Source organism: Acinetobacter sp. ANC 4636 (genome assembly GCF_054454555.1).
This window is the reverse complement of record NZ_JBTKVD010000002.1, coordinates 190506-211389: the sequence shown is the minus strand read 5'-3', so window position 1 is coordinate 211389 and position 20884 is coordinate 190506. Positions and strand designations below refer to the sequence as shown.

Here is a 20884-nt window from a genome sequence, read left to right as displayed (position 1 = left end):
ATGCATACATCGACCACCAGCACTGTTCCCTTGATGCCTTGGACAGCGGCTGAACTTCAACAGGCGACACAAGGTTATTGGTATCAAGATCAACAGCCAGAGCAAGTGATTAAGCGGATTTTGACCGATTCACGACATGCCGAAGCGGGTGATGCCTTTTTGGCACTCAAAGGTGAGCGTTTTGATGCCCACGATTTTGTTCAAAATGTTGCAGCGCAAGGTTGTCAGGTTGTTATTGTAGAACACCCGATTGAGCAGCTCGATATTGCCCAATTGGTGGTTGCAGATACCCGTCTGGCTTTGGGGCATCTAGGGCAGTTTCGCCGGCAACAATTTCCACACCTGAAAGTACTGGCGTTAACAGGCAGCAGTGGTAAAACCACCACCAAGGAAATGCTAGGCAGTATTTTGTCGCGGTTAGCCCCAACACTGATTACTCGTGGTAACCTGAACAATGATTTGGGTGTACCGATGATGTTACTGGAATTGCGTCCTGAGCATCAGTATGCCGTGATGGAACTGGGCGCAAGCCATGTGGGTGAGATTGACTATACCTCAAACTTGGTACAGCCACAGGTGGCAGGCATTTTAAATATTGGTACTGCGCATTTGGGCGAATTTGGTGGGCGTGAAAAAATCTGCCAAGCCAAATCAGAAATTTATCGTCATATTGCAGTCGAAGGTACATCAATTGTTCCAGCAGCAGATGACTTTACTACACAAATTAACGCGGCTGTCCAAACGGCAAAACGCTTAAGTTTTGGTGAAGGCGGTGATATTTTTGCTGAGCAAATTCAATTGCATCCACAATCGGCAAGTTTTGTATTGCATACGCCACAAGGTTCGGCACAGATCGTATTGCCTTTTGCGGGATTACACAATGTGCAGAATGCTTTGGCAGCATGTGCTTTTGCGCTGGCAATCGGGATTTCCCTTGATGATGTGGTGCAGGGTTTGCAACAGGCAAAAGGTGCGAAAGGCCGTTTGAATTTTATTTCACATCAGCAATATGTGTTGATTGATGATACTTATAATGCAAATCCAACGTCGATGCGTGCTGCGGCTGAGGTCTTGACCCAGCAACAGGGTATTAAAGTCATGGTGATGGGCGATATCGGTGAGCTTGGTGATCGTAGTCGCGATGAACACTTTGCCTTAGGCCGTGATTTGGCTCAGTTGCCATTAGATTATGTGCTTGCTGTGGGTGAATTCGCCAATGCAACGGTAGCGGGTGCAGCAGCAGAGCATTGCCATGCATTTGAAACGCAGGCACAAGCGCTGAAATTTTTAATTAATCTTGTAGAAAAACATCAACCTCAGACCATGAGTTTCCTGTTTAAAGGTTCTCGTTATACCCATATGGAGACGTTGATGGCTGATTTGATGGAGAAGCTTTAAATGCTGTTATGGTTATTTGAACATTTGGCAGGATTCGACAGTTCCTTCAAAGTTGTTCGTTATTTGACACTACGGGCTTTGCTCAGCGTATTGACTTCCTTGTTGATCGGGCTGTTTTTGGGTCCTGTCATGATCCGAAAATTACGCGCCTTAAAATATGGTCAGGCAGTCAGCTCGTTTGCTCCTGAAAACCATGCCAAGAAAATGGGTACACCGACCATGGGCGGGGTTTTGATTCTGATGTCGATTGGGATTAGCACCTTGCTCTGGGCAGATCTGTCTAACCCTTATGTCTGGATTGTACTTGGGGTGATGGTGATTTTCGGGGCGGTTGGCTGGGCAGATGACTGGATCAAAATCCGTTATAAAGACAATGCAGGTTTGCCTGCACGCAAGAAGTTCTTCTGGACATCGGTTGCGTCTTTAGGTGCGGGGATTGCGTTGTATGTGATCGCGATTAATCAGCATAACCCATTGTATACACACAATATGCTGGACTTGCTGATCCCATTTTTCAAAAACCTCAGCATTCCATTCTCAGTGATTCCTCTTGGACTTGCCTTTATTGCCTTTACTTATTTGGTGATTAATGGGGCATCCAATGCAGTTAACCTGACTGACGGTCTGGATGGTCTAGCGATCATGCCTGTGGTATTGGTCGCTGCTGGGCTGGGAGTATTTGCCTATTTGTCAGGGGATACCCGTTTTGCCAATTATTTGCATATTCCCTATATTAAATATTCATCTGAACTGATTGTGATCTGTTCTGCCATGGTTGGATCAGGTCTGGCTTTCCTTTGGTACAACGCGCATCCTGCTCAAGTATTTATGGGTGATGTTGGCGCGCTGGCACTCGGTGCAATGCTCGGTACGATTGCCGTGATGGTTCGTCAGGAAATTGTATTTGCGATTATGGGCGGTGTTTTTGTCATGGAAGCCATTTCGGTATTCCTGCAAATTGGTTCTCTGCGCATGCGCAACAAACGTGTCTTCTTGATGGCGCCGTTGCATCATCACTATGAAAAGCAGGGCTGGAAAGAAACTCAGGTGGTAATTCGTTTCTGGATCATTACGATTATTCTAGTGGTTTTAGGCTTAATGACGTTAAAATTGCGTTAATCCCTAATCCATAGCAAAAAAGCTGGCTTCGGTCAGCTTTTTTATTTTGCAGAAAATCGGAGTGAAAACCATGCAATTGCTGATGTGCCCTGTCTGCCGAGATTCATTAACCTTAGATGCACGAACTTGGCGCTGTCCACAGGGGCATAGTTTTGACTTGGCAAAACAAGGCTATGTCAATTTGCATGTGGTACAGCATAAGCATAGTAAACAGCCAGGAGATACGCCTGAAGCGGTTGATGCACGCCGAGCTTTTTTATCGGCAGGATTTTATGCACCCTTACGTCAAGCTGTTGAGCAAGTATTGCAGCGTTATCAGCCGAAAACACTACTCGATATTGGTTGTGGTGAAGGTTATTACACCAGTGCCATGCAAGCCCATGTGGAACAGTGTGTTGGCGTCGATATTGCCAAAAGCGCTGTGCAGCGTGCAGCCAAACTTAATCAAGACGTAACATGGGTCGTCGGGACGGGAGCAGTTTTACCTGTTTTGGATCACTCGATTGATTTGTGTAGTAGTCTATTTAGCCCTATTCCACAGCAGGAAATTTTACGTGTCTTAAAAGAAGATGGCTTGTGTCTTGTGGTGACGCCTGCACCTCGGCATTTATATGATTTGCGAGTTGCATTATTTGAACAGGTGAATTTGCATGAGCCTGAAAAATTTGTAGCACAGCTCAGTGAAAATTTTGAACTGATTGACGCACCTGTAGTTGAAGCTGAGCTCAACTTGCAACAACAAGACATCATTAATTTATTGGCAATGACGCCGTATGCTTACAAAGCTAAACTTGAAAAGCGTCAAGCTTTAGAACAGCGAGATAGCTTGCAGGTCACGGCATGTTTTCAGCTGTACCTCTTTAAAAAGAAAGCCGTCATTTGACGGCTTTTTCCTTTAGTCCACTTTATTAATCAGTTGTTCTAAGGAATCTGGGCTAGATTTTTTTGCTGCCGCAGCAGGTTGTGTATTATTCATTTTAGGTGGCGCTTTTTCTGATGGAATCAGGATTTCTTCACCTGGCAGATCTGAAAAATCTTCAACATCCTGCTTTTTGCTGACTGGTTTGGTCACAGGTGCAGGATGATACATTGGTCGAGCTAAGGGTGGCGCAACGCGGTTTTCATTACGACCAGCTCGTTCAACTGCAAGTTGTCCATGAGAAATAGGTGCTTTGGCATTTTTATCCAGAGTGACCCATGCAGGCGGTGTCCCTTCGAGTGAGCGACTCATGAAGTTAATCCAGACAGGTAACGCTGCAACACCACCGTATTCTAGGCGTCCCAATGTGGTCGGCTGATCAAACCCAACCCAGGAAATTGCCACCAGTTTGCTATTAAAGCCAGCAAACCATGCATCTTTTGCATCATTGGTGGTTCCTGTTTTACCACCCAAATCATCACGTCCAATTTTTAATGCTGCCCGTCCTGTACCATGCTGAATTACATCGCGCAAAATATTGGCCATATCATAGGCTGAACTGGATTTAATAATACGCTGTGCTTGGCGGAATTCACTGTTGCTGGCATCTGCTTGCTTGATTTGTACCTGAGGCTGTTGCTTAAAGGCTTCATCGTCAGGCGTGGCTGCTTGTTCAGAGGCAGCTGTATCATCGTTATTATTGCCATTAATGCAGGAAATACACGCATATTCTGGGTTGGCTTTATAAATGGTTTTGCCATAAGCATCTTCAATATGCTCAATAAAATAAGGCTCAACCCGAAAACCACCATTGGCAAAAGTGGCATAACCTGTTGCCATTTGTATAGGTAAAACCTGTGGCGTTCCCAGAGCAATGGTAAAGTTATTTGGAATTAGATTTTCCTGTAAACCAAAATCCATCAACAACTGACGAGCCCGATCTACACCCACACTTTGTAATAAACGAACAGAGACGGTATTACGAGAAAGATATAAAGCACGACGTAAAGGAATCATGCCCAAATAGCGGCCATCAGAGTTCTTCGGCGACCATTTGCCAATCGTAATTGGACTATCATTTACCATCGTATAGGGAGTCATTCCCCGCTCTAATGCCAGTGCATAAATAAATGGTTTAATAGTTGAACCTGGCTGACGCCAACCTTGAATGGCGCGGTTAAACGTTGACTGGGCATAGCTATAACCACCTACAACAGCTTCGATGGCACCATTATTCGGGTTTAATGCAATTAATTGTCCTTGAACTTTTGGAATTTGAACCAGAGACCAGACGGTTTTATTGTCATTTGGACGTAAGCGTACAATATCATCGGGTTTAACAATTTGAGATGCATGAGTTGGCGCTGCACCTACACTGTTGGCATTGCGATAAGGACGCGCCCATGACATTCCTGACCACGGCACTGTTACGATGGAACCGTCTTTTAATTCGGCTTCAAAACTGTTGCTGTCGACTTTAATGACTTTGGCTGGGTAATTGTTGGCGTAAGTAAAGAATTTTGCTAAGGATACGCCATGTGCTTCAGCACCACGCCAGCCATGACGGCGATCATAGGCTTCTAAGCCTTCTTGTACCGACTGTTCTGCATAGGCCTGACGTTTGCTATCAATCGTGGTGTAAATTTTGAAGCCAGAATCAACGGCTTTTTCCCCGAATTTTGCGACAATTTCGGCACGAACCATCTCGCCAATATACGGAAAGCGGGTTAGCACACCGCGATCTGGCATATTCAAGTTTAAAGGTTCTTCAATCGATTTTTGATACTCTACCTGATTGATATAACCGAGTTGGCGCATACGCCCTAAAATCCAGTTACGACGTTCAAGTGCGCGTTCAGGATTGGCAACTGGATTATATTTAGAAGGCGCTTTAGGCAGACCTGCGATCATTGCCATTTGAGCAGTGCTGAGCTGATTAATATTTTTGTTATAGTAAATTTTAGCTGCCGCCGCGATCCCGTAAGCATTTTTCCCTAAAAAGATCTTATTGACATAAAGTGTCAAAATTTCGGGTTTAGTTAGGTTTTGTTCAATCTTGCGTGCCAGAAAAATCTCGGTGAGTTTGCGCTTTAAAGTACGTTCAGGTGAAAGATAATAATTTTTCGCCACCTGCATGGTAATGGTCGAACCACCTGTTTGTGTATCTGAACCCGTTAAGCTTTCACTGACCGCTCGCCCCAAGCCTTTAAAGCTAATGCCACTATGTTCAAAAAATGAAGAATCTTCTGCTGCCAGAAAAGCCTGAATAAAATGGGGTGGAATCTGCTTATACTCAACAGGTACAGATAATTTTCCACCATATTCTGCAATCAATTGATTGTCTGCTGTATAAATTTGAATAGGTTTTAAAAGAGGTGCTTTTTTTAAGCTACTCATTTCAGGTAAGGAAGGGGCAATGTATAAATACATGCCATAAAAGCCCATTGGAATAAGAAGAATAATGATCAGTAAAAACAGAAAAATTGGATGAATTCGACCTGAACAAGATAGATTTTTCATAACAAGTAATATTTAATATGGAAAATGGGCGATCGGAGCTTGAGTATAGCTGAAGCCCAGTATAGCCGAGAAGGACCTTGTTCAGGGTATTATATATGTCATTATGGCGACGAAATGCATTACACGACAAGGTATTATGCTATTCTAAATAAAAAATAACAGGAATAAACATCGTGCTAAGGTTATATCGTAAACCTAAAAAGGGGTTAATAGGGGTTGATATTAGTTCGACTTCTGTAAAAATGCTGGAGCTTTCGGTTAAGCATGGGCGTTATTGCGTAGAAAGCTATGCGCTTGTACCTTTACCAGAAGGAGCCGTCGTTGAAAAAAATATTATTAATCCAGAAGCCGTTGCCGAAGCTTTAGAGAAAGCGATTGAAGCAGCAAACCCATCTACCGTTAATGCCGCTTTTGCAATTCCTACTTCAAGCGTTATTCATAAAATCATCGAAATGGATGAGGATATGAGTGATGATGAACGAGAAATTCAAATTCGAATGGATGCGGAACAGTACATTCCGTTTCCACTTGATGACGTGAGTTTGGATTTTGAAGTTTTGCCAGGAACTGTTTCCAAAGCAAATCGTGTCAATGTACTTCTGGTCGCAACACGTACAGAAAACGTGGAAGCACGCAATGAAGCCCTGATTTATGCAGGCTTAACCGCGAAAGTTGCAGATGTTGAAAGTTATGCAATGGAACGCGCATTGGGAATGTTTGCCGATACCTTACCGCTTGGTACACGTGTTATTGCTATTTTGGACATTGGTCATTCCATGACCACCTTGTCTGTTATGCATGATGGTAAAAATGTTTATACCCGTGAACATGTGTTTGGAGGCAAGCAACTTACCAAAGAAATTCAAAACCGTTATGGCTTGTCTTACGCAGAAGCAGGGCGGGCAAAAAAAGAACGCAGCCTACCCGATGATTTTGATGCTGAAGTGTTATTACCTTTTATGGATAGCATTGCTCAACAGGCACAACGCTCTTTGCAGTTATTTTTCTCATCTTCGCAGTTTAATGATGTTGATCATATTTTGTTGGCAGGTGGTACAGCAAATCTACCAGGTCTGGCAAAAATATTACAACAGCAGTTGGGTTATCGAGTCACTGTAGCGAATCCATTCTTACAAATGAGTTATTCTCCAAAAATTAATATTAAAAAAATTGAAGATGATGCTTCCTCTCTTCTGGTTGCTTGTGGTTTAGCGTTAAGGAGTTTTGATTAATGTCAAGAATAAACTTGCTACCTTGGCGTGATGAGCTACGGGAACAACGCAAAAAAACTTTTATTCTCATTTCCATTCTTGTTGCAGTCTTGGGGGGGGGGTCAGTTTTTGCAGCATGGATGTATTTTGATCAAAAGCAGAGTGATCAAGAAAGTGCGAACCAGTTGATTACTTCAAGTAATCAACAGCTTGATCAAAAACTAAAATCACTTTCTGGTTTGCAAAAACAAACGCAAGCTATTGTTGAGCGCATGAAGCTGATTCAGAATTTACAAGCACAGCGTCCAATTACAGTTCGTTTAATTGACCAGTTAGTACGCACAGTGCCAAATAATATGTACCTGACCAAATTTGAACGGGTTGGTGATCATTTTACTATTGAAGGTAAAGCTGAAAGCCCAAATGTTGTGGCTGATTTTATGCGAAACCTAGGTGGGTCAGCATGGTTTCGAAATGTGTTTATGAAATCATTTGATGCAGCTGCAGACAATAAATCGAACCCAACGCAAAGTTCAGTTGTACCGCGTGTTGAAGTTGGATATGGCAGCTTTGTTGTGACTGCGGATTTGGGTCAGATTGCACAAGCAGCAGAAGATCAAATAGCTTCAGAACCTCAAACAACAAAAGGGGCTGCGAAATGAGTCAAGAACAATTAGATGAATCAACAGAAAATGCAGTCAAGCCAGCAAAAAACAAAATGACACTGGATCGTTTTGTTAAGCAGTTTAACTCTCTGGATGCCTCTAATTATGGCGGATGGCCTGTTTCAGTTAAAATTACCTGCTGGATTTTTATTTTCCTTATTGTTTGTATTGTTGGATATTTTGTACTGATCAGTTCTAAAATTGATGCTATTACGACAGCTCATGCTCAAGAAGCCAATTTGCTGAATGAATACCGAGAAAAAGATTCAAAATTACGTAACTTGCAGCTTTATCAAAAACAGCTGATAAAAATGCAGGCGGATTTTAATCAGCAACTACAACAATTACCTAAAGAGTCTGAAATTCCAGGGTTGGTTGAAGATATTAACGTGACTGGTGTCACTGCAGGGTTGAAATTTAAAAATATTTCTCTTGAACCTGAAGTCAAGCAACAGTTCTTTATGGAACAACCAATCTCAATTCAGGCAACGGGTGATTATCATTTATTCGGGCAATTTGCCAGTGCAATTGCTGCGTTACCGCGTATTGTGACCCTACATGACTTTTCAATTGTCGCGGCGCAGGATGACAAGAAAAAATCGGATATCCCAGTCGTCAATTATACATTGCATGCCAAAACCTATCGTTATCTTGGTGCAGAAGAGGAGGCATCTGCTTCTGAACCTAAAGTAGCTAAAGCGGGAGCGACAAAATAATGAATAAGTATTTTATTATTGCTTTGTTGCCAGTTTTTCTGGTAGCGGGTTGTAGTTCTCGTATTGATGCTGTCAATGAGGAAATGGCGAAAATTCGGAGTGAACCGCCAGCACCGATTAAACCTGCGCCAGCTTTTGAACCTGTGCCACAGTTTGAGTATGCAGCACAAAACTTACGCAGCCCATTCTTACCTCAGTCTTTGTATACTGAGTTGAAAATTATGGCAGGCAAGCGAGTTTATCCAGATTTCTCACGTCAACCACAACCTTTGGAAAGTTTTGCATTAGAGTCAATTACGTTTAAAGGTAGTATGCGTAATGCGAATGGGCAAATTTTGGGGTTGATTCAAACTCCAGATAAACAGGTTGAACAAGTGCATGTTGGAAGCTACATGGGGCTCAATCAAGGGCGTATTACTAAAATTACGCCAACTCAGATTGATTTGATTGAGATTGTTTCAGATGGTCGAGATGGTTATATTGAACGACCACGTAGTCTTGTACTCATCGGACCTGCAGCATAATTTGGGGAATAATAATGAAAAAATCTGTAAAAAAATTTGGGGATACGCAACGAATGAAGCCATTTATTCATCAATTTGCTTTAGGTACCGTGGCAATGGCAATGGTTCAAATTGCAAATGCTACTGTTGCAATTACGAATGTTGTGCCTTTGCAAATTCCTGGACAGGGCACTGAAATTCGAGTCATGTTCAATGGCTTGCCACCACAACCACAAGCCTATCAGGTTGATCAGCCATCACGTTTGATTCTGGATTTTGATAAAGCAACACAAACGCTCAAGCAAAGTTCAATTCCTGTTTCAACGACCGAGGCAAGTTCTGTAGATTTGGCAGCAGATGCCCAACGCGCTCGCCTGACTGTTAATCTCAAAAAAGCAGGTGCATTTACCACGCGTGTAGAAGGTAATACCTTTATTTTAAAAATTAATAATGCTTCTACACCACAATTAGAAAATATTGCTCCAGCCATCATGCCACCTTCTCAAGGTGTGAATAATGTTGACTTTCATCGTGGCGATAAAGGCGAAGGGCAAGTTGTGATTGATTTGTCAAATCCAAATACGCCTGTCGATGTGAAACAACAAGGCAGTAAAATTGTTGTGCGTTTTCTTGGTAATAAAATTCCGACAGGATTGGCTCGCCGCTTAAATGTGAATGATTTTTCAACGCCAGTATCCTCTGTGGATGCTTTTAATGAAGGGCGTAATGGGGTCATTAATATTCAGGCAAATGGTAGCTTTGATTATATGGCATATCAAACCGATAACCGTTTAATTATTAGTGTCGCCAAAAAAGAAACGACCACAGCAAATGCCCAGCCTCACTTAGGTCATAAATACACTGGCAAAAAGATTTCTCTGGATTTCCAAGATATTGAAGTGCGCCGAGTTTTACAGTTACTGGCTGATTTTACTGGCGTGAATATTGTGGCATCGGATAGTGTTCAGGGTAATATTACCTTACGTCTAAAGGATGTTCCTTGGGATCAGGCTCTCGACATTATTATGAAATCCAAGAACTTGGATAAACGTAGAAATGGTAATGTGATTTGGGTTGCTCCTGTCCCAGAGCTACTTAAATCAGAAGAAGATGCCGCTAAAGCATATGCTCAGTCTGTTAAACTTTCACCTTTACAGACTGAGACCATGCAGCTGAATTATGTGAAGGCAGCTGATGTCAAAACAATGATTGAAGATGCTAACAACAGAAATAAAGCGAATAATTCATCTACAGATGATGGTATGCGCTCTCTCTTAAGCAGTCGTGGTTCGATTGTTATAGACACTCGTACCAATACGGTGATTATGAGTGATACCGCCGAGAAAATTGAACAGCTCAAAAATATTATTAAACAGATCGATTTACCTGTGAAGCAAGTCATGATCGAAGCACGTGTGGTTCGAGCAACAACAAGTTTCTCTAAGTCGATTGGGGTAAAATGGGGCTTTCTATCCAATAATAGTACGAGCGTAGCAAGCAATACTGATAATATTGGTGCTATGTCCCCATTATATAAGAGCTTGGGTTTAACAAGTGCGAGCACAAATAACTTAAACGTAGACTTGGGCGCATCAAGTTCAAGTACAGGTTCTAGTCCTGCAAGTATAGCTTTTGGTTTAATTAATACCGCTGATAGCTTACTGACTTTAGAGCTTTCTGCATTACAGGCAGATGGTCAGGGTGAAGTGATTTCGACACCAAAAGTCATGACAGGTGATAAGCAGGAAGCGATTATCAAGTCGGGTACGAAAATCCCATATTCAACAACCAGTGCAAATAATGGAACCACCACAACTTTTCAGGATGCTAATCTTGAGTTAAATGTCACTCCAAGTATTACTCCAGATGGTAATGTTCAAATGAAATTGAAGATTACCAAGGATACTGTAGGGTCATTGACAAGTGCGGGTTATGTAATTGATACCAATGCTTTACAAACCAATGTCTTGGTGAATAATGGTGAAACTGTGGTGCTTGGTGGTATTTATGAAGATACGCATCAAAATGATGTCAATAAAGTTCCGTTCTTTGGTGACTTGCCTTGGATTGGTAATTTATTCAAGACCAAGACTACGAGTGATAGCAAGAATGAGTTACTGATTTTCATTACACCACGAATTGTAGATGACACTGTTTCTAGAAATCATTAATATAAAATTATTGCTGTAATTGAAAAGGTGGCTCCTTGCCAAACAAAGCATTCAATACCCTGCCAAATATTTACTTGGTAGGGCCCATGGGGGCTGGAAAGACGACTGTTGGTCGACATCTTGCAGAACTGTTAGGTCGTGAGTTTGTCGATAGTGATCACGAAATTGAACGAAAAACAGGTGCTTCGATTCCTTGGATTTTTGAAAAAGAAGGTGAACTGGGTTTTCGTCAGCGAGAACAGTTGGTCATTGATGAATTGACCAGACGTTCTAATTTGGTGCTCGCAACAGGTGGTGGAGTTGTTACTCAATTGCCAAATCGCAATGCCTTACATCAGCGAGGCATTGTGGTTTATTTATTTGCACCTGTAGAAGTGCAGTTGCAAAGAACCTACCGTGATAAAAACCGTCCTTTGTTACAAGTCGAAAACCCCGAAAAACGCCTGCAAGATTTACTGACTTTGCGCGATCCTTTGTATCGGGAAATTGCACACTACGTGATTGATACTCATCAGGGAGGCGCTCGGGAACTGGCGCAAAAAATCCTGAAGGATATTGCTGTAAATTATTCAATTTAAATATTTTCTGGTTTTAATATGCAAACGTTATATGTCGAATTGGGTGATCGTCGTTACCCGATCTATATTGGTAGTCAACTTGACCCTGAGCAGTTACTCGCACCTTATATTTTCGGTAAGCAAGTCATGATTGTCTCAAATGATATGGTTGCGCCTCTATATTTGCAGCATTATGAGCAAGCATTACATAATTTAGGTAAAACGGTTGCACATTGTATTTTGCCAGACGGTGAGCAGTATAAAAATATTGAGCATCTTAATCTGATTTTTGATGCGTTATTGTCATCTGGTTTTAACCGCGATTGTACTGTACTTGCATTGGGTGGTGGTGTCGTTGGTGATATGGCAGGTTTTGCAGCAGCCAGTTTCCAACGTGGCGTGTATTTTATACAAGTGCCAACTACCTTACTTTCTCAGGTGGACTCAAGTGTTGGTGGAAAAACAGGGATTAATCATCCATTAGGTAAGAACATGATTGGGGCATTTAAGCAGCCACAAGTTGTCCTTGCTGATATGGCGCAGCTCAAAACATTGCCACCACGTGAATTATCTGCGGGTTTGGCAGAAGTGATTAAATATGCACTTTTGGGTGATGTTGAATTTTTGACATGGCTTGAACAGCATATCGATGTACTGGTTGCAGGGGATGAAACTTTACTTGCTGAAGCTGTTTATCGCTCTTGTGCCCATAAAGCACGTATTGTTGCCAATGATGAAAAAGAGCAAGGTGAGCGTGCATTACTTAATCTGGGTCATACATTTGGTCATGCGATTGAATCTTATCTGGGTTATGGTGTTTGGCTGCATGGCGAGGCAGTTGCAACAGGGATGGTCATGGCTGCGGATTTATCGTGGCGTTTGGGCTGGCTTTCGGAAGCAGATGTTACGCGCACAAAAAATATTATTCAGCGTGCCAAGTTACCGATAAAATGCCCTGCAATTCCACTCGATGAGTTTTTATCATTTATGTCACATGATAAAAAAGTTTTGAATGGACAGTTGCGTTTAGTATTAATGCGTCAATTGGGGCAGGCAATCATTACTAAAGACTTTGATGTCGAGTTAATGCAGCAGGCAATTTTGGCAAATCAGGAAAAGGCATAAGCATGTTAGAACAGCACCCTGCAGATACAACCATAATACGTCGGATTTTATTGATCGGTGGGGGAGTCTGCTTGGTGATTGCTGGTGCTTGTTTATTTTTAATCAATACACAGCCATTAAAACAAGCTTCTACTACACCTGTTGAAGAAGATGTTCAGCCGCAGTTTCAGGCTGAAAAATTATCTGCAATTCCAAATTTGGGCGTGATGGTCAATGAAGTGCGCCCATTGCAACAAACGACACGTGTAGTTGCTTCTGGTCAGCATAGTGCTGAATTTCGTGGTACACATTTTCTTCAGGAAAATCTCAACAATTATAGTCTGGAACTTTTTATCACCAGTAAAGAGGAAATCATTCTAGATTTTCTAGAAAAACGACCAGATCGTAATAAATTTACTTATTTGCGTTTAGCTGCTGAGCATCAACCTGAGCGCTATGTTTTGCTCTATGGTGTCTATACTGGAGAAGCTGATGCTGAACAACAGTTACAGTCATTAAATTTAGGTTTACCTAAATCGATTCACCCAAAAATAGTGCAATTTAAAGATTATACCGACTGGGTAAATGATATGGGAGCAGAAGAGCTGTCAAATCAGAAGCTGTATTCCATCCAGTTAGAGCCAGCAGTGATACCTCCACCTGCGATTGTGCCTAAAGCCAAGTCGACATCTGTTGTTGCGCCTGTTTCCCATGCTTTACAAACGACAATTACCCGTCATGATCGAGACGGGAATGTGGTGAGTGTGACCCAGTCAGCAGGTTTAGAGGCTTCAGTACCGCGTTAAAAAATAAAAATGCTATATTTTAGTGCAACTTAAAAAAACCTAACTGTGTGAAAAAAGTTCTAAAATAAGGCAAAAAATAATCAAGACACAAATAATGCACAAAAATAGTGCGTAATTTTGAGAGTGTTAAAGCTGATTTATGATGTTTTTTGAGTTTATTTATATGAAATATAAGAACTTTATATGTTAATTGTATTGTTTGGCATATTTTTTGCTTAAATGGTGCATGAGTTGAGTTAATTGTCCTTATTTTGGAGCAAAGAGATTCAATGTGGGCGTAATAGCTTCCAGTCCAGACACGACCAAAGTGTCACGCAGAAAAAGCATATTTTTGTCACAAAAGTAATGCAAGATTAGTCTAAAAAAGGCTATTCTTGAGAGCTGTCTGCGCGCTTGCTGCGAGGTCTGAGGCCTAAGCCGCCAAGGGAATTTGAAATATGTAATGCTCATTCGAGCAATGTTGAAAAGAAGGGTACGCTATGCACATGCCATCGCCAAATACTGTAGCTCCCGCTCAAGGTTTATATCAACCTGATGAGTTTAAGGATAACTGTGGATTTGGGCTTATTGCCCATATGCAGGGAGATGCAAGTCATCACCTTGTGAAAACTGCAATTCATAGTTTAAGTTGCATGACGCACCGTGGTGGGATTGCCGCCGATGGTAAAACCGGAGATGGATGTGGCTTATTATTAGCCATGCCCAAAGCCTTTTTCCGCGAAGAAGCCAAGAAACTCAGTGATGTAACTTTAAGCGAAATTTTTGCTGTAGGTACTGTTTTTCTAAATATTGACCCTGCTTTAGCGCAACATTCAAAAAATGTGCTCACCAAAGAGCTGGATGATGAAGGCTTACGAGTACTGGCTTGGCGTGTTGTGCCAACCAATACCGAAGTACTTGGTGAGATTGCATTACAATCTTTGCCTGTATTTGAACAAGTGATTGTAAACTGCCCAATGGGTGTGAGCGAAGTTGAATTCAACCGCAAACTGTTCATGGCACGCCGTCGTGCAGAAGAAAAATTATATAATGATGCTTCATTTTATGTGACAACATTAAGCTCAAATGTCATTACTTATAAAGGCTTAATGATGCCAGCAGCAATTGCTGACTTCTATACAGACCTTGCCGATGAGCGTTTAGAATCTCATATTGTCGTATTCCATCAACGCTTCTCAACCAACACATTGCCGCGTTGGCAATTGGCTCAACCATTCCGTTATTTAGCTCATAATGGTGAAATTAATACCATTACTGCAAACCGTAACTGGGCTTTGGCGCGTACTCCAAAATTTGAAAACCCGTTATTGCCAGGTTTAACAGAGCTTAACCCGCTAGTGAACTTGACAGGCTCAGATTCTTCAAGCCTCGATAATATGCTTGAGATTCTGGTTGGCGGTGGTATGGACTTGTTCCGTGCATTACGTATGCTTGTACCACCAGCATGGCAAAACGTTGAAACTTTAGATGCAGACTTACGTGCATTCTATGAGTTTAACTCAAAACATATGGAAGCATGGGATGGCCCAGCAGGTCTTGTAATTCAGGATGGTCGCCATGCGATTTGTATGCTTGACCGTAACGGTCTACGCCCAGCACGTTGGGTGATTACCAAAAATGGTTACATGACTCTTGCATCAGAAATTGGGGTTTGGGACTACGAACCTGAAGATGTGATTTCAAAAGGTCGTGTAGGACCTGGTCAAATCTTGGTGATCGACACTGTTACAGGTAAATTGCTTGAAACCAGTGATGTAAACAACCACCTGAAAAAAATGCGTCCATACCGTCAGTGGTTACGTGAAAATGCGGTGCGTTTACAAGGTAGTCCTGAGCTTGAAGAGCATTTAAGTAATAAAGGTTTAACAGGTGACCAGCTGAAAGCGGCGCAAAAAATGTTTATGGTCACTTTTGAAGAACGTGATCAGTTATTGCGTCCGATTGCAGAAAGTGGTCAGGAAGCTGTCGGTTCAATGGGGGATGATACCCCAATGGCAGTATTGTCACGTCAAGTGCGCCATGTATCCGATTTCTTCCGTCAGCAGTTTGCTCAGGTGACTAACCCGCCAATCGACCCATTACGTGAATCGATTGTGATGTCGCTTGAAACTTGCATGGGACGTGAGCAAAACGTATTTGAACAAAGCCCTGAACATGCTGATCGTTTGATCATCTCAAGCCCAGTGCTTACAAATTCAAAAATGCATCAGTTGCGTACTTTAGGTCGTAAAGGTTACGAGATTGCTGATATCGACCTGAACTATCCTGAATCTGAAGGTTTGCAAGCTGCGATTACACGTATTTGTGAAGAAGCGGCACAGGCTGTTCGTAACGGCAAAACTTTATTGGTGATTTCGGATAAGAAAATCCGTGAAGGTTATTTACCAGCCAATGCTGTGCTAGCAACAGGTGCGATTCATCATTATTTAAGCAAAACAGGTTTGCGTACCGATGCCAACTTGATTTTGGAAACTGCAGTTGCACGTGACCCGCATCAGTTTGCGGTGATCTTGGGCTTTGGCGCGACAGCGATCTATCCATATTTGGCATATGATGTGATCAATGACTTGGTTGCAAAAGGCGAGTTGCTCGGTGATCCAATTCACGCACAAGCTAACTTCCGTAAAGGCATTGAAAAAGGCTTATTGAAAGTTCTCTCTAAAATGGGGATTTCAACCGTTGCATCTTATCGTGGTGGTCAATTGTTTGAAGCAGTTGGTTTATCTCGAGAAGTTGTGGATCAGTGCTTTACAGGTGTACCAAGCCGTATTCAGGGTGCAACATTTGTTGATCTTGAAAATGACCAGAAAAAACTGGCTGATTCGGCGTGGAAAAACCGTAAGCCAATTGACCAAGGCGGTATGTTGAAATTCGTATTTGGTAAGGAATATCACGCGTTTAACCCAGACGTGATCAATGCTTTACATAAATCTGTACGTTCAGGTAAATACGAAGATTTTAAAGAATATGCAGAACTGGTAAATAACCGCCCAGTCACAACGATCCGTGACTTATTCAAGTTAAAAACCTCGAACTCGATTGCACTGGACCAAGTTGAATCGGTTGAAGAAATTCTTCCGCGCTTTGACTCAGCGGGGATGTCTTTAGGTGCATTGTCTCCTGAAGCGCATGAAGCGATTGCGATTGCCATGAATACCATCGGTGGTCGTTCGAACTCGGGTGAAGGCGGTGAAGATCCTGCACGTTACGGCACGATTCGTAACTCGAAAATCAAACAGATCGCGTCTGGTCGTTTTGGTGTAACACCTGCATATTTAACTTCAGCAGAAGTGTTGCAAATTAAAGTGGCGCAAGGTGCAAAACCGGGTGAAGGTGGTCAGTTACCGGGTGGTAAAGTCAACAGCCTGATTGCGCGTTTACGTTACTCTGTACCGGGCGTGACCTTGATTTCTCCGCCACCGCATCATGACATTTACTCAATTGAAGATTTGTCACAGCTCATCTTTGACTTAAAACAGGTCAATCCAAAAGCGATGGTATCAGTGAAACTGGTATCTGAGCCGGGCGTGGGTACGATTGCCGCAGGTGTTGCGAAAGCTTATGCTGACTTCATTACCATTTCAGGTTATGACGGTGGTACAGCAGCATCACCATTGTCTTCAATTCACCATGCGGGTTCTCCATGGGAATTGGGTCTGTCTGAAGCGCATCAAGCACTTCGTGTAAACGACTTGCGTGGCAAAGTACGCGTACAAACTGATGGTGGTTTAAAAACTGGTCTTGATGTTATCAAGGCAGCAATTTTGGGTGCTGAGAGCTTTGGTTTTGGTTCAACACCAATGATTGCATTAGGTTGTAAATATCTACGTATTTGTCACTTGAACAACTGTGCAACTGGTGTTGCAACTCAACAAGATCATTTACGTCAAGAGCACTATATTGGCGAACCAGAAATGCTCATCAACTTCTTCAAATTTATTGCTGAAGAAACGCGTGAATGGTTGGCAGCACTTGGCGTTGCTTCACTGAAAGACTTGATTGGTCGTGTTGACTTACTTGAAGTGTTGCCAGGTGAAACAGACAAACATGCACATCTTGATTTAAGTGCATTGTTGACTTCACATCCATCGGCTGAAGGTAAAGCACAGTATTGCCAAGTTCAGGGCAATGAACCTTTCGATAAAGGTGTATTGGCTGAGAAGATGATCACTGAAACGCTTTCTGTAATTGAGTCTGGTCAGGGTGGTGAGTTCTCTTATACAGTCAGCAACTGTGACCGTTCGATTGGTGCACGTTTATCTGGCGAAATCGCACGTCGTTATGGCGATTTGAGTATGGAAGCGCATCCTGTCATCTTGAATTTGACAGGTACAGCGGGTCAGTCTCTCGGTGTTTGGAACGCAGGTGGTTTACATATTAAACTTGAAGGTGACGCCAACGACTATGTTGGTAAAGGTATGGCAGGCGGCCGCGTGTCGATCTTCCCACCAAAAGGTTCACCATTCCAGACACAAAATACCGCAATCATTGGTAACACTTGCTTGTACGGTGCAACTGGCGGTAAGTTGTTTGCAGCAGGTACTGCGGGTGAACGTTTCGCAGTACGTAACTCAGGCGCGTTTGCGGTAATTGAAGGTGCAGGCGACCACTGCTGTGAATATATGACAGGTGGTATTGTAACCGTACTGGGTAAAGTCGGTCATAACTTCGGTGCAGGTATGACAGGTGGTTTTGCTTATGTACTTGACCTTGACAATGACTTTGTAGACTACTATAACCACGAGTTGATTGACTTGACTCGTATTTCAACCGAATCGATGGAAGATCATCAAGAGTTCTTGCTTCGTATTCTGGATGAGCATATTGCTGAAACAGGTAGTGCTTGGGCGTATAAGATCCGCAATGAGTTTGATTTCTACAGTCGTAAGTTCTGGTTAGTGAAACCAAAAGCTGCCAACTTCCAGACTTTGTTGAAAAAAATGAAAGCTGATCCTCAATAATTCCACTACTCAAGATTGACAGGTCGGTGTGATTAACCAAGTAGGTTATTCACACTTGCCCACGGAGAGAACAATGGCAGAGCGCCTAAATAATGACTTTCAATTTCTGGATGTAGCACGCCAAGATCCAGAGAAAAAAGATATTACTGTCCGCAAAGCAGAGTTTGTGGAAATTTATAAGCCATTTACTGCGGAAATTGCCCAAAACCAAACACACCGTTGTTTGGGATGTGGGAACCCGTACTGTGAATGGAAATGCCCAGTGCATAACTATATTCCGAACTGGTTAAAGCTGATTTCTGAAGGTCGTATTTTTCAAGCGGCGGAATTGTGTCACCAAACCAATACCTTGCCAGAGGTTTGTGGTCGTGTTTGTCCACAGGATCGTTTATGTGAAGGGGCATGTACCCTCAATGACGGTTTTGGTGCAGTAACCATTGGTAATGCTGAAAAATATATCAATGACACCGCCTTTGCTTTGGGCTGGCGTCCAGATATGTCAAGCGTGAAATGGACTGACAAAAAAGTTGCCATTATTGGTGCAGGACCAGCAGGTTTAGGCTGTGCGGACATTTTAGTGCGTAATGGTGTAAAACCTGTTGTATTTGACAAGCGCCCTGAAATTGGTGGTTTGCTGACTTTTGGTATTCCAGAATTCAAAATGGAAAAAGACGTCATGAAACGTCGCCGTGAAATTTTCCACGGCATGGGCATTGATTTCCGTTTAAATACCGAAATTGGTAAAGATGTCACGATTGCGCAATTACTTGAAGAGTACGATGCTATCTTCATGGGCATGGGAACTTACACCTATATGAAAGGTGGTTTCCCTGGTGAAGACCTTGAAGGTGTGCATGACGCACTTGATTTCCTGATTGCCAACGTGAATCGTTGCCAAGGTTGGGAAAAAGATGCGGCTGAATACATCAGTATGGAAGGCAAGAAGGTGATCGTACTGGGTGGTGGTGACACCGCGATGGACTGTAACCGTACTTCGATTCGTCAAGGCGCAGCTGAAGTTACTTGTGCATACCGTCGTGATGAAGCGAACATGCCTGGTTCGCGTCGTGAAGTGAACAATGCGCGCGAAGAAGGCGTAAACTTCCTGTTTAACCGTCAACCAATTGAAGTTGTCGGTGAAAATGGAAAAGTAACAGGCATTAAAGTTGTGACAACGCAATTGGGTGAACCTGATAGCCGTGGTCGCCGTAGCCCAGAACCAGTACCTGGTTCAGAAGAAATTCTACCTGCAGATGCAGTCCTGTTGGCATTTGGTTTCCGTCCAAGCCCAGCTGACTGGTTTGATGATGTCAACATTGTGATGGATGGTTCAGGTCGTGTGGTTGCTGCTGAACAGCAGGAATTCAAATTCCAGACTTCAAACCCGAAAATCTTTGCAGGTGGTGACATGGTTCGTGGTTCTGACCTTGTCGTGACCGCGATTTGGGAAGGTCGTCAGGCAGCAGAAGGCATTCTGGATTATCTTGATGTTTAATTAGCATCAAATCTGAATATCATCAAAACCCCAATTTCGATTGGGGTTTTTTGTATCTATAAAAAAGTAGCTGTTGATAAAATAATCACATACAATAAATTGAAAATATTAAATAACAATAATACGGATATGACATATGGGCTTAATCAAACGAATGGCATTGACGATCTTGCTCACCACAACGCTACTGGTTTCGGGCTGTGGCTATAACAGCTTGCAGGCCAAAGATGAGGCGGTCAATGCAGCATGGTCAGAAGTTGAAAATCAGTATCAGCGCCGTGCCGATCTTGTGCCAAATCTGGTCAATGTGGTGAAAGGCTATGCCAAGCATGAAAAAGATGTTTTAGTCCAAGTCACACAAGCACGCGCCAGTGTGGCAAGTTTAAAAATCGATGCGCAAACCTTACAAGACCCAGCCGCTTTTCAAAAATTCCAACAGGCGCAAGCTCAACTTGGTTCAGCACTTTCACGTTTAATTGCAGTCTCAGAAAACTATCCTGATTTAAAAGCCGATCAGCAATTTTTAGATTTGCAGGCGCAACTCGAAGGAACTGAAAATCGCATAGCAGTCGCGCGTAAACGCTATATTTCAACTGTGCAGGATTACAATACCTATGTACGCCAGTTTCCACAATCATTGACAGCAAAAGTGATCGGCATGAAAACTCGCCCTAACTTTAGTGCTGAAACAGGGGCAGACAAAGCACCAACAGTTTCATTCTGATTGAGAAGGTGGCCG

The 20884-nt window shown here is 42.6% G+C and carries 15 protein-coding genes; 14 read left to right on the top strand and 1 reads right to left on the bottom strand.

Going from position 1 to position 20884, the window contains the following annotated elements; translation table 11 throughout:
- The 3 genes from ACX1N5_RS03140 (at position 1) to ACX1N5_RS03130 (ending at position 3400) form a co-directional block, all read left to right on the top strand.
- Positions 1-1398, top strand: coding sequence for a UDP-N-acetylmuramoyl-tripeptide--D-alanyl-D-alanine ligase (locus ACX1N5_RS03140; protein WP_458799589.1), 1398 nt, complete (start codon positions 1-3; stop codon positions 1396-1398).
- Complete coding sequence (gene mraY / locus ACX1N5_RS03135) at positions 1399-2517, top strand: phospho-N-acetylmuramoyl-pentapeptide-transferase (protein WP_004754562.1); 1119 nt, start codon at positions 1399-1401, stop codon at positions 2515-2517.
- 70 nt (positions 2518-2587) lie between these two features.
- Positions 2588-3400 (top strand): putative RNA methyltransferase, encoded by an 813-nt coding sequence (locus ACX1N5_RS03130; protein ID WP_116726660.1) that lies wholly within the window; start codon positions 2588-2590, stop codon positions 3398-3400.
- A 12-nt stretch (positions 3401-3412) separates the two neighbouring features.
- Here the strand turns inward: ACX1N5_RS03130 and ACX1N5_RS03125 are convergent, their stop codons facing one another.
- Positions 3413-5956 carry a penicillin-binding protein 1A gene (locus ACX1N5_RS03125; RefSeq protein WP_458799592.1) on the bottom strand — a complete coding sequence of 848 codons (2544 nt, stop codon included), beginning with the start codon at positions 5954-5956 and terminating at the stop codon, positions 3413-3415.
- A gap of 173 nt (positions 5957-6129) precedes the next feature.
- On the opposite strand from ACX1N5_RS03125, the gene ACX1N5_RS03120 reads away from it, so the two are divergent.
- The 11 genes from ACX1N5_RS03120 (at position 6130) to ACX1N5_RS03070 (ending at position 20869) form a co-directional block, all read left to right on the top strand.
- Entirely contained in the window at positions 6130-7188 is a 1059-nt protein-coding gene (locus tag ACX1N5_RS03120; protein WP_213073268.1) for a pilus assembly protein PilM, read from the top strand.
- Positions 7188-7829, top strand: a complete 642-nt coding sequence (locus ACX1N5_RS03115; RefSeq protein ID WP_458799594.1) for a PilN domain-containing protein — start codon at positions 7188-7190, stop codon at positions 7827-7829. The genes ACX1N5_RS03120 and ACX1N5_RS03115 overlap by 1 nt, the downstream gene beginning before the upstream one ends.
- Positions 7826-8548, top strand: coding sequence for a type IV pilus inner membrane component PilO (locus tag ACX1N5_RS03110; RefSeq protein WP_458799596.1), 723 nt, complete (start codon positions 7826-7828; stop codon positions 8546-8548). The genes ACX1N5_RS03115 and ACX1N5_RS03110 overlap by 4 nt, the downstream gene beginning before the upstream one ends.
- Positions 8548-9072: a pilus assembly protein PilP gene (locus tag ACX1N5_RS03105; protein WP_131379630.1), complete on the top strand. Its 525-nt coding sequence runs from the start codon at positions 8548-8550 to the stop codon at positions 9070-9072. The genes ACX1N5_RS03110 and ACX1N5_RS03105 overlap by 1 nt, the downstream gene beginning before the upstream one ends.
- Before the next feature lie 14 nt (positions 9073-9086).
- Positions 9087-11222: a type IV pilus secretin PilQ gene (locus ACX1N5_RS03100; RefSeq protein ID WP_458799598.1), complete on the top strand. Its 2136-nt coding sequence runs from the start codon at positions 9087-9089 to the stop codon at positions 11220-11222.
- A 35-nt stretch (positions 11223-11257) separates the two neighbouring features.
- The gene (gene aroK / locus ACX1N5_RS03095; RefSeq protein WP_004754546.1) at positions 11258-11800 is read left to right on the top strand and encodes a shikimate kinase AroK; all 543 of its coding nucleotides are present in this window, start codon (positions 11258-11260) and stop codon (positions 11798-11800) included.
- 18 nt (positions 11801-11818) lie between these two features.
- On the top strand, positions 11819-12904 hold the full coding sequence (gene aroB / locus ACX1N5_RS03090; RefSeq protein ID WP_458799600.1) for a 3-dehydroquinate synthase: 1086 nt from the start codon (positions 11819-11821) through the stop codon (positions 12902-12904).
- A gap of 2 nt (positions 12905-12906) precedes the next feature.
- On the top strand, positions 12907-13689 hold the full coding sequence (locus ACX1N5_RS03085) for a hypothetical protein (protein ID WP_458799602.1): 783 nt from the start codon (positions 12907-12909) through the stop codon (positions 13687-13689).
- Positions 13690-14174: 485 nt separating this feature from the next.
- Positions 14175-18650, top strand: coding sequence for a glutamate synthase large subunit (gltB, locus tag ACX1N5_RS03080; protein WP_458799604.1), 4476 nt, complete (start codon positions 14175-14177; stop codon positions 18648-18650).
- 73 nt (positions 18651-18723) lie between these two features.
- Positions 18724-20145 carry an FAD-dependent oxidoreductase gene (locus ACX1N5_RS03075; RefSeq protein ID WP_458799606.1) on the top strand — a complete coding sequence of 474 codons (1422 nt, stop codon included), beginning with the start codon at positions 18724-18726 and terminating at the stop codon, positions 20143-20145.
- A 136-nt stretch (positions 20146-20281) separates the two neighbouring features.
- Positions 20282-20869: a LemA family protein gene (locus tag ACX1N5_RS03070; protein WP_458799608.1), complete on the top strand. Its 588-nt coding sequence runs from the start codon at positions 20282-20284 to the stop codon at positions 20867-20869.
- Positions 20870-20884: the final 15 nt, after the last annotated feature.

Excerpts from the sequence above, each read along its gene's own strand:
- ACX1N5_RS03140 (WP_458799589.1), top strand. The coding sequence starts at position 1 with ATGCATACATCGACCACCAGCACTGTTCCCTTGATGCCTTGGACAGCG.
- mraY (WP_004754562.1), top strand. The coding sequence starts at position 1,399 with ATGCTGTTATGGTTATTTGAACATTTGGCAGGATTCGACAGTTCCTTC.
- ACX1N5_RS03130 (WP_116726660.1), top strand. The coding sequence starts at position 2,588 with ATGCAATTGCTGATGTGCCCTGTCTGCCGAGATTCATTAACCTTAGAT.
- ACX1N5_RS03125 (WP_458799592.1), bottom strand. The coding sequence starts at position 5,956 with ATGAAAAATCTATCTTGTTCAGGTCGAATTCATCCAATTTTTCTGTTT.
- ACX1N5_RS03115 (WP_458799594.1), top strand. The coding sequence starts at position 7,188 with ATGTCAAGAATAAACTTGCTACCTTGGCGTGATGAGCTACGGGAACAA.
- ACX1N5_RS03110 (WP_458799596.1), top strand. The coding sequence starts at position 7,826 with ATGAGTCAAGAACAATTAGATGAATCAACAGAAAATGCAGTCAAGCCA.
- ACX1N5_RS03105 (WP_131379630.1), top strand. The coding sequence starts at position 8,548 with ATGAATAAGTATTTTATTATTGCTTTGTTGCCAGTTTTTCTGGTAGCG.
- ACX1N5_RS03100 (WP_458799598.1), top strand. The coding sequence starts at position 9,087 with ATGAAAAAATCTGTAAAAAAATTTGGGGATACGCAACGAATGAAGCCA.
- aroB (WP_458799600.1), top strand. The coding sequence starts at position 11,819 with ATGCAAACGTTATATGTCGAATTGGGTGATCGTCGTTACCCGATCTAT.
- ACX1N5_RS03085 (WP_458799602.1), top strand. The coding sequence starts at position 12,907 with ATGTTAGAACAGCACCCTGCAGATACAACCATAATACGTCGGATTTTA.
- gltB (WP_458799604.1), top strand. The coding sequence starts at position 14,175 with ATGCCATCGCCAAATACTGTAGCTCCCGCTCAAGGTTTATATCAACCT.
- ACX1N5_RS03075 (WP_458799606.1), top strand. The coding sequence starts at position 18,724 with ATGGCAGAGCGCCTAAATAATGACTTTCAATTTCTGGATGTAGCACGC.
- ACX1N5_RS03070 (WP_458799608.1), top strand. The coding sequence starts at position 20,282 with ATGGGCTTAATCAAACGAATGGCATTGACGATCTTGCTCACCACAACG.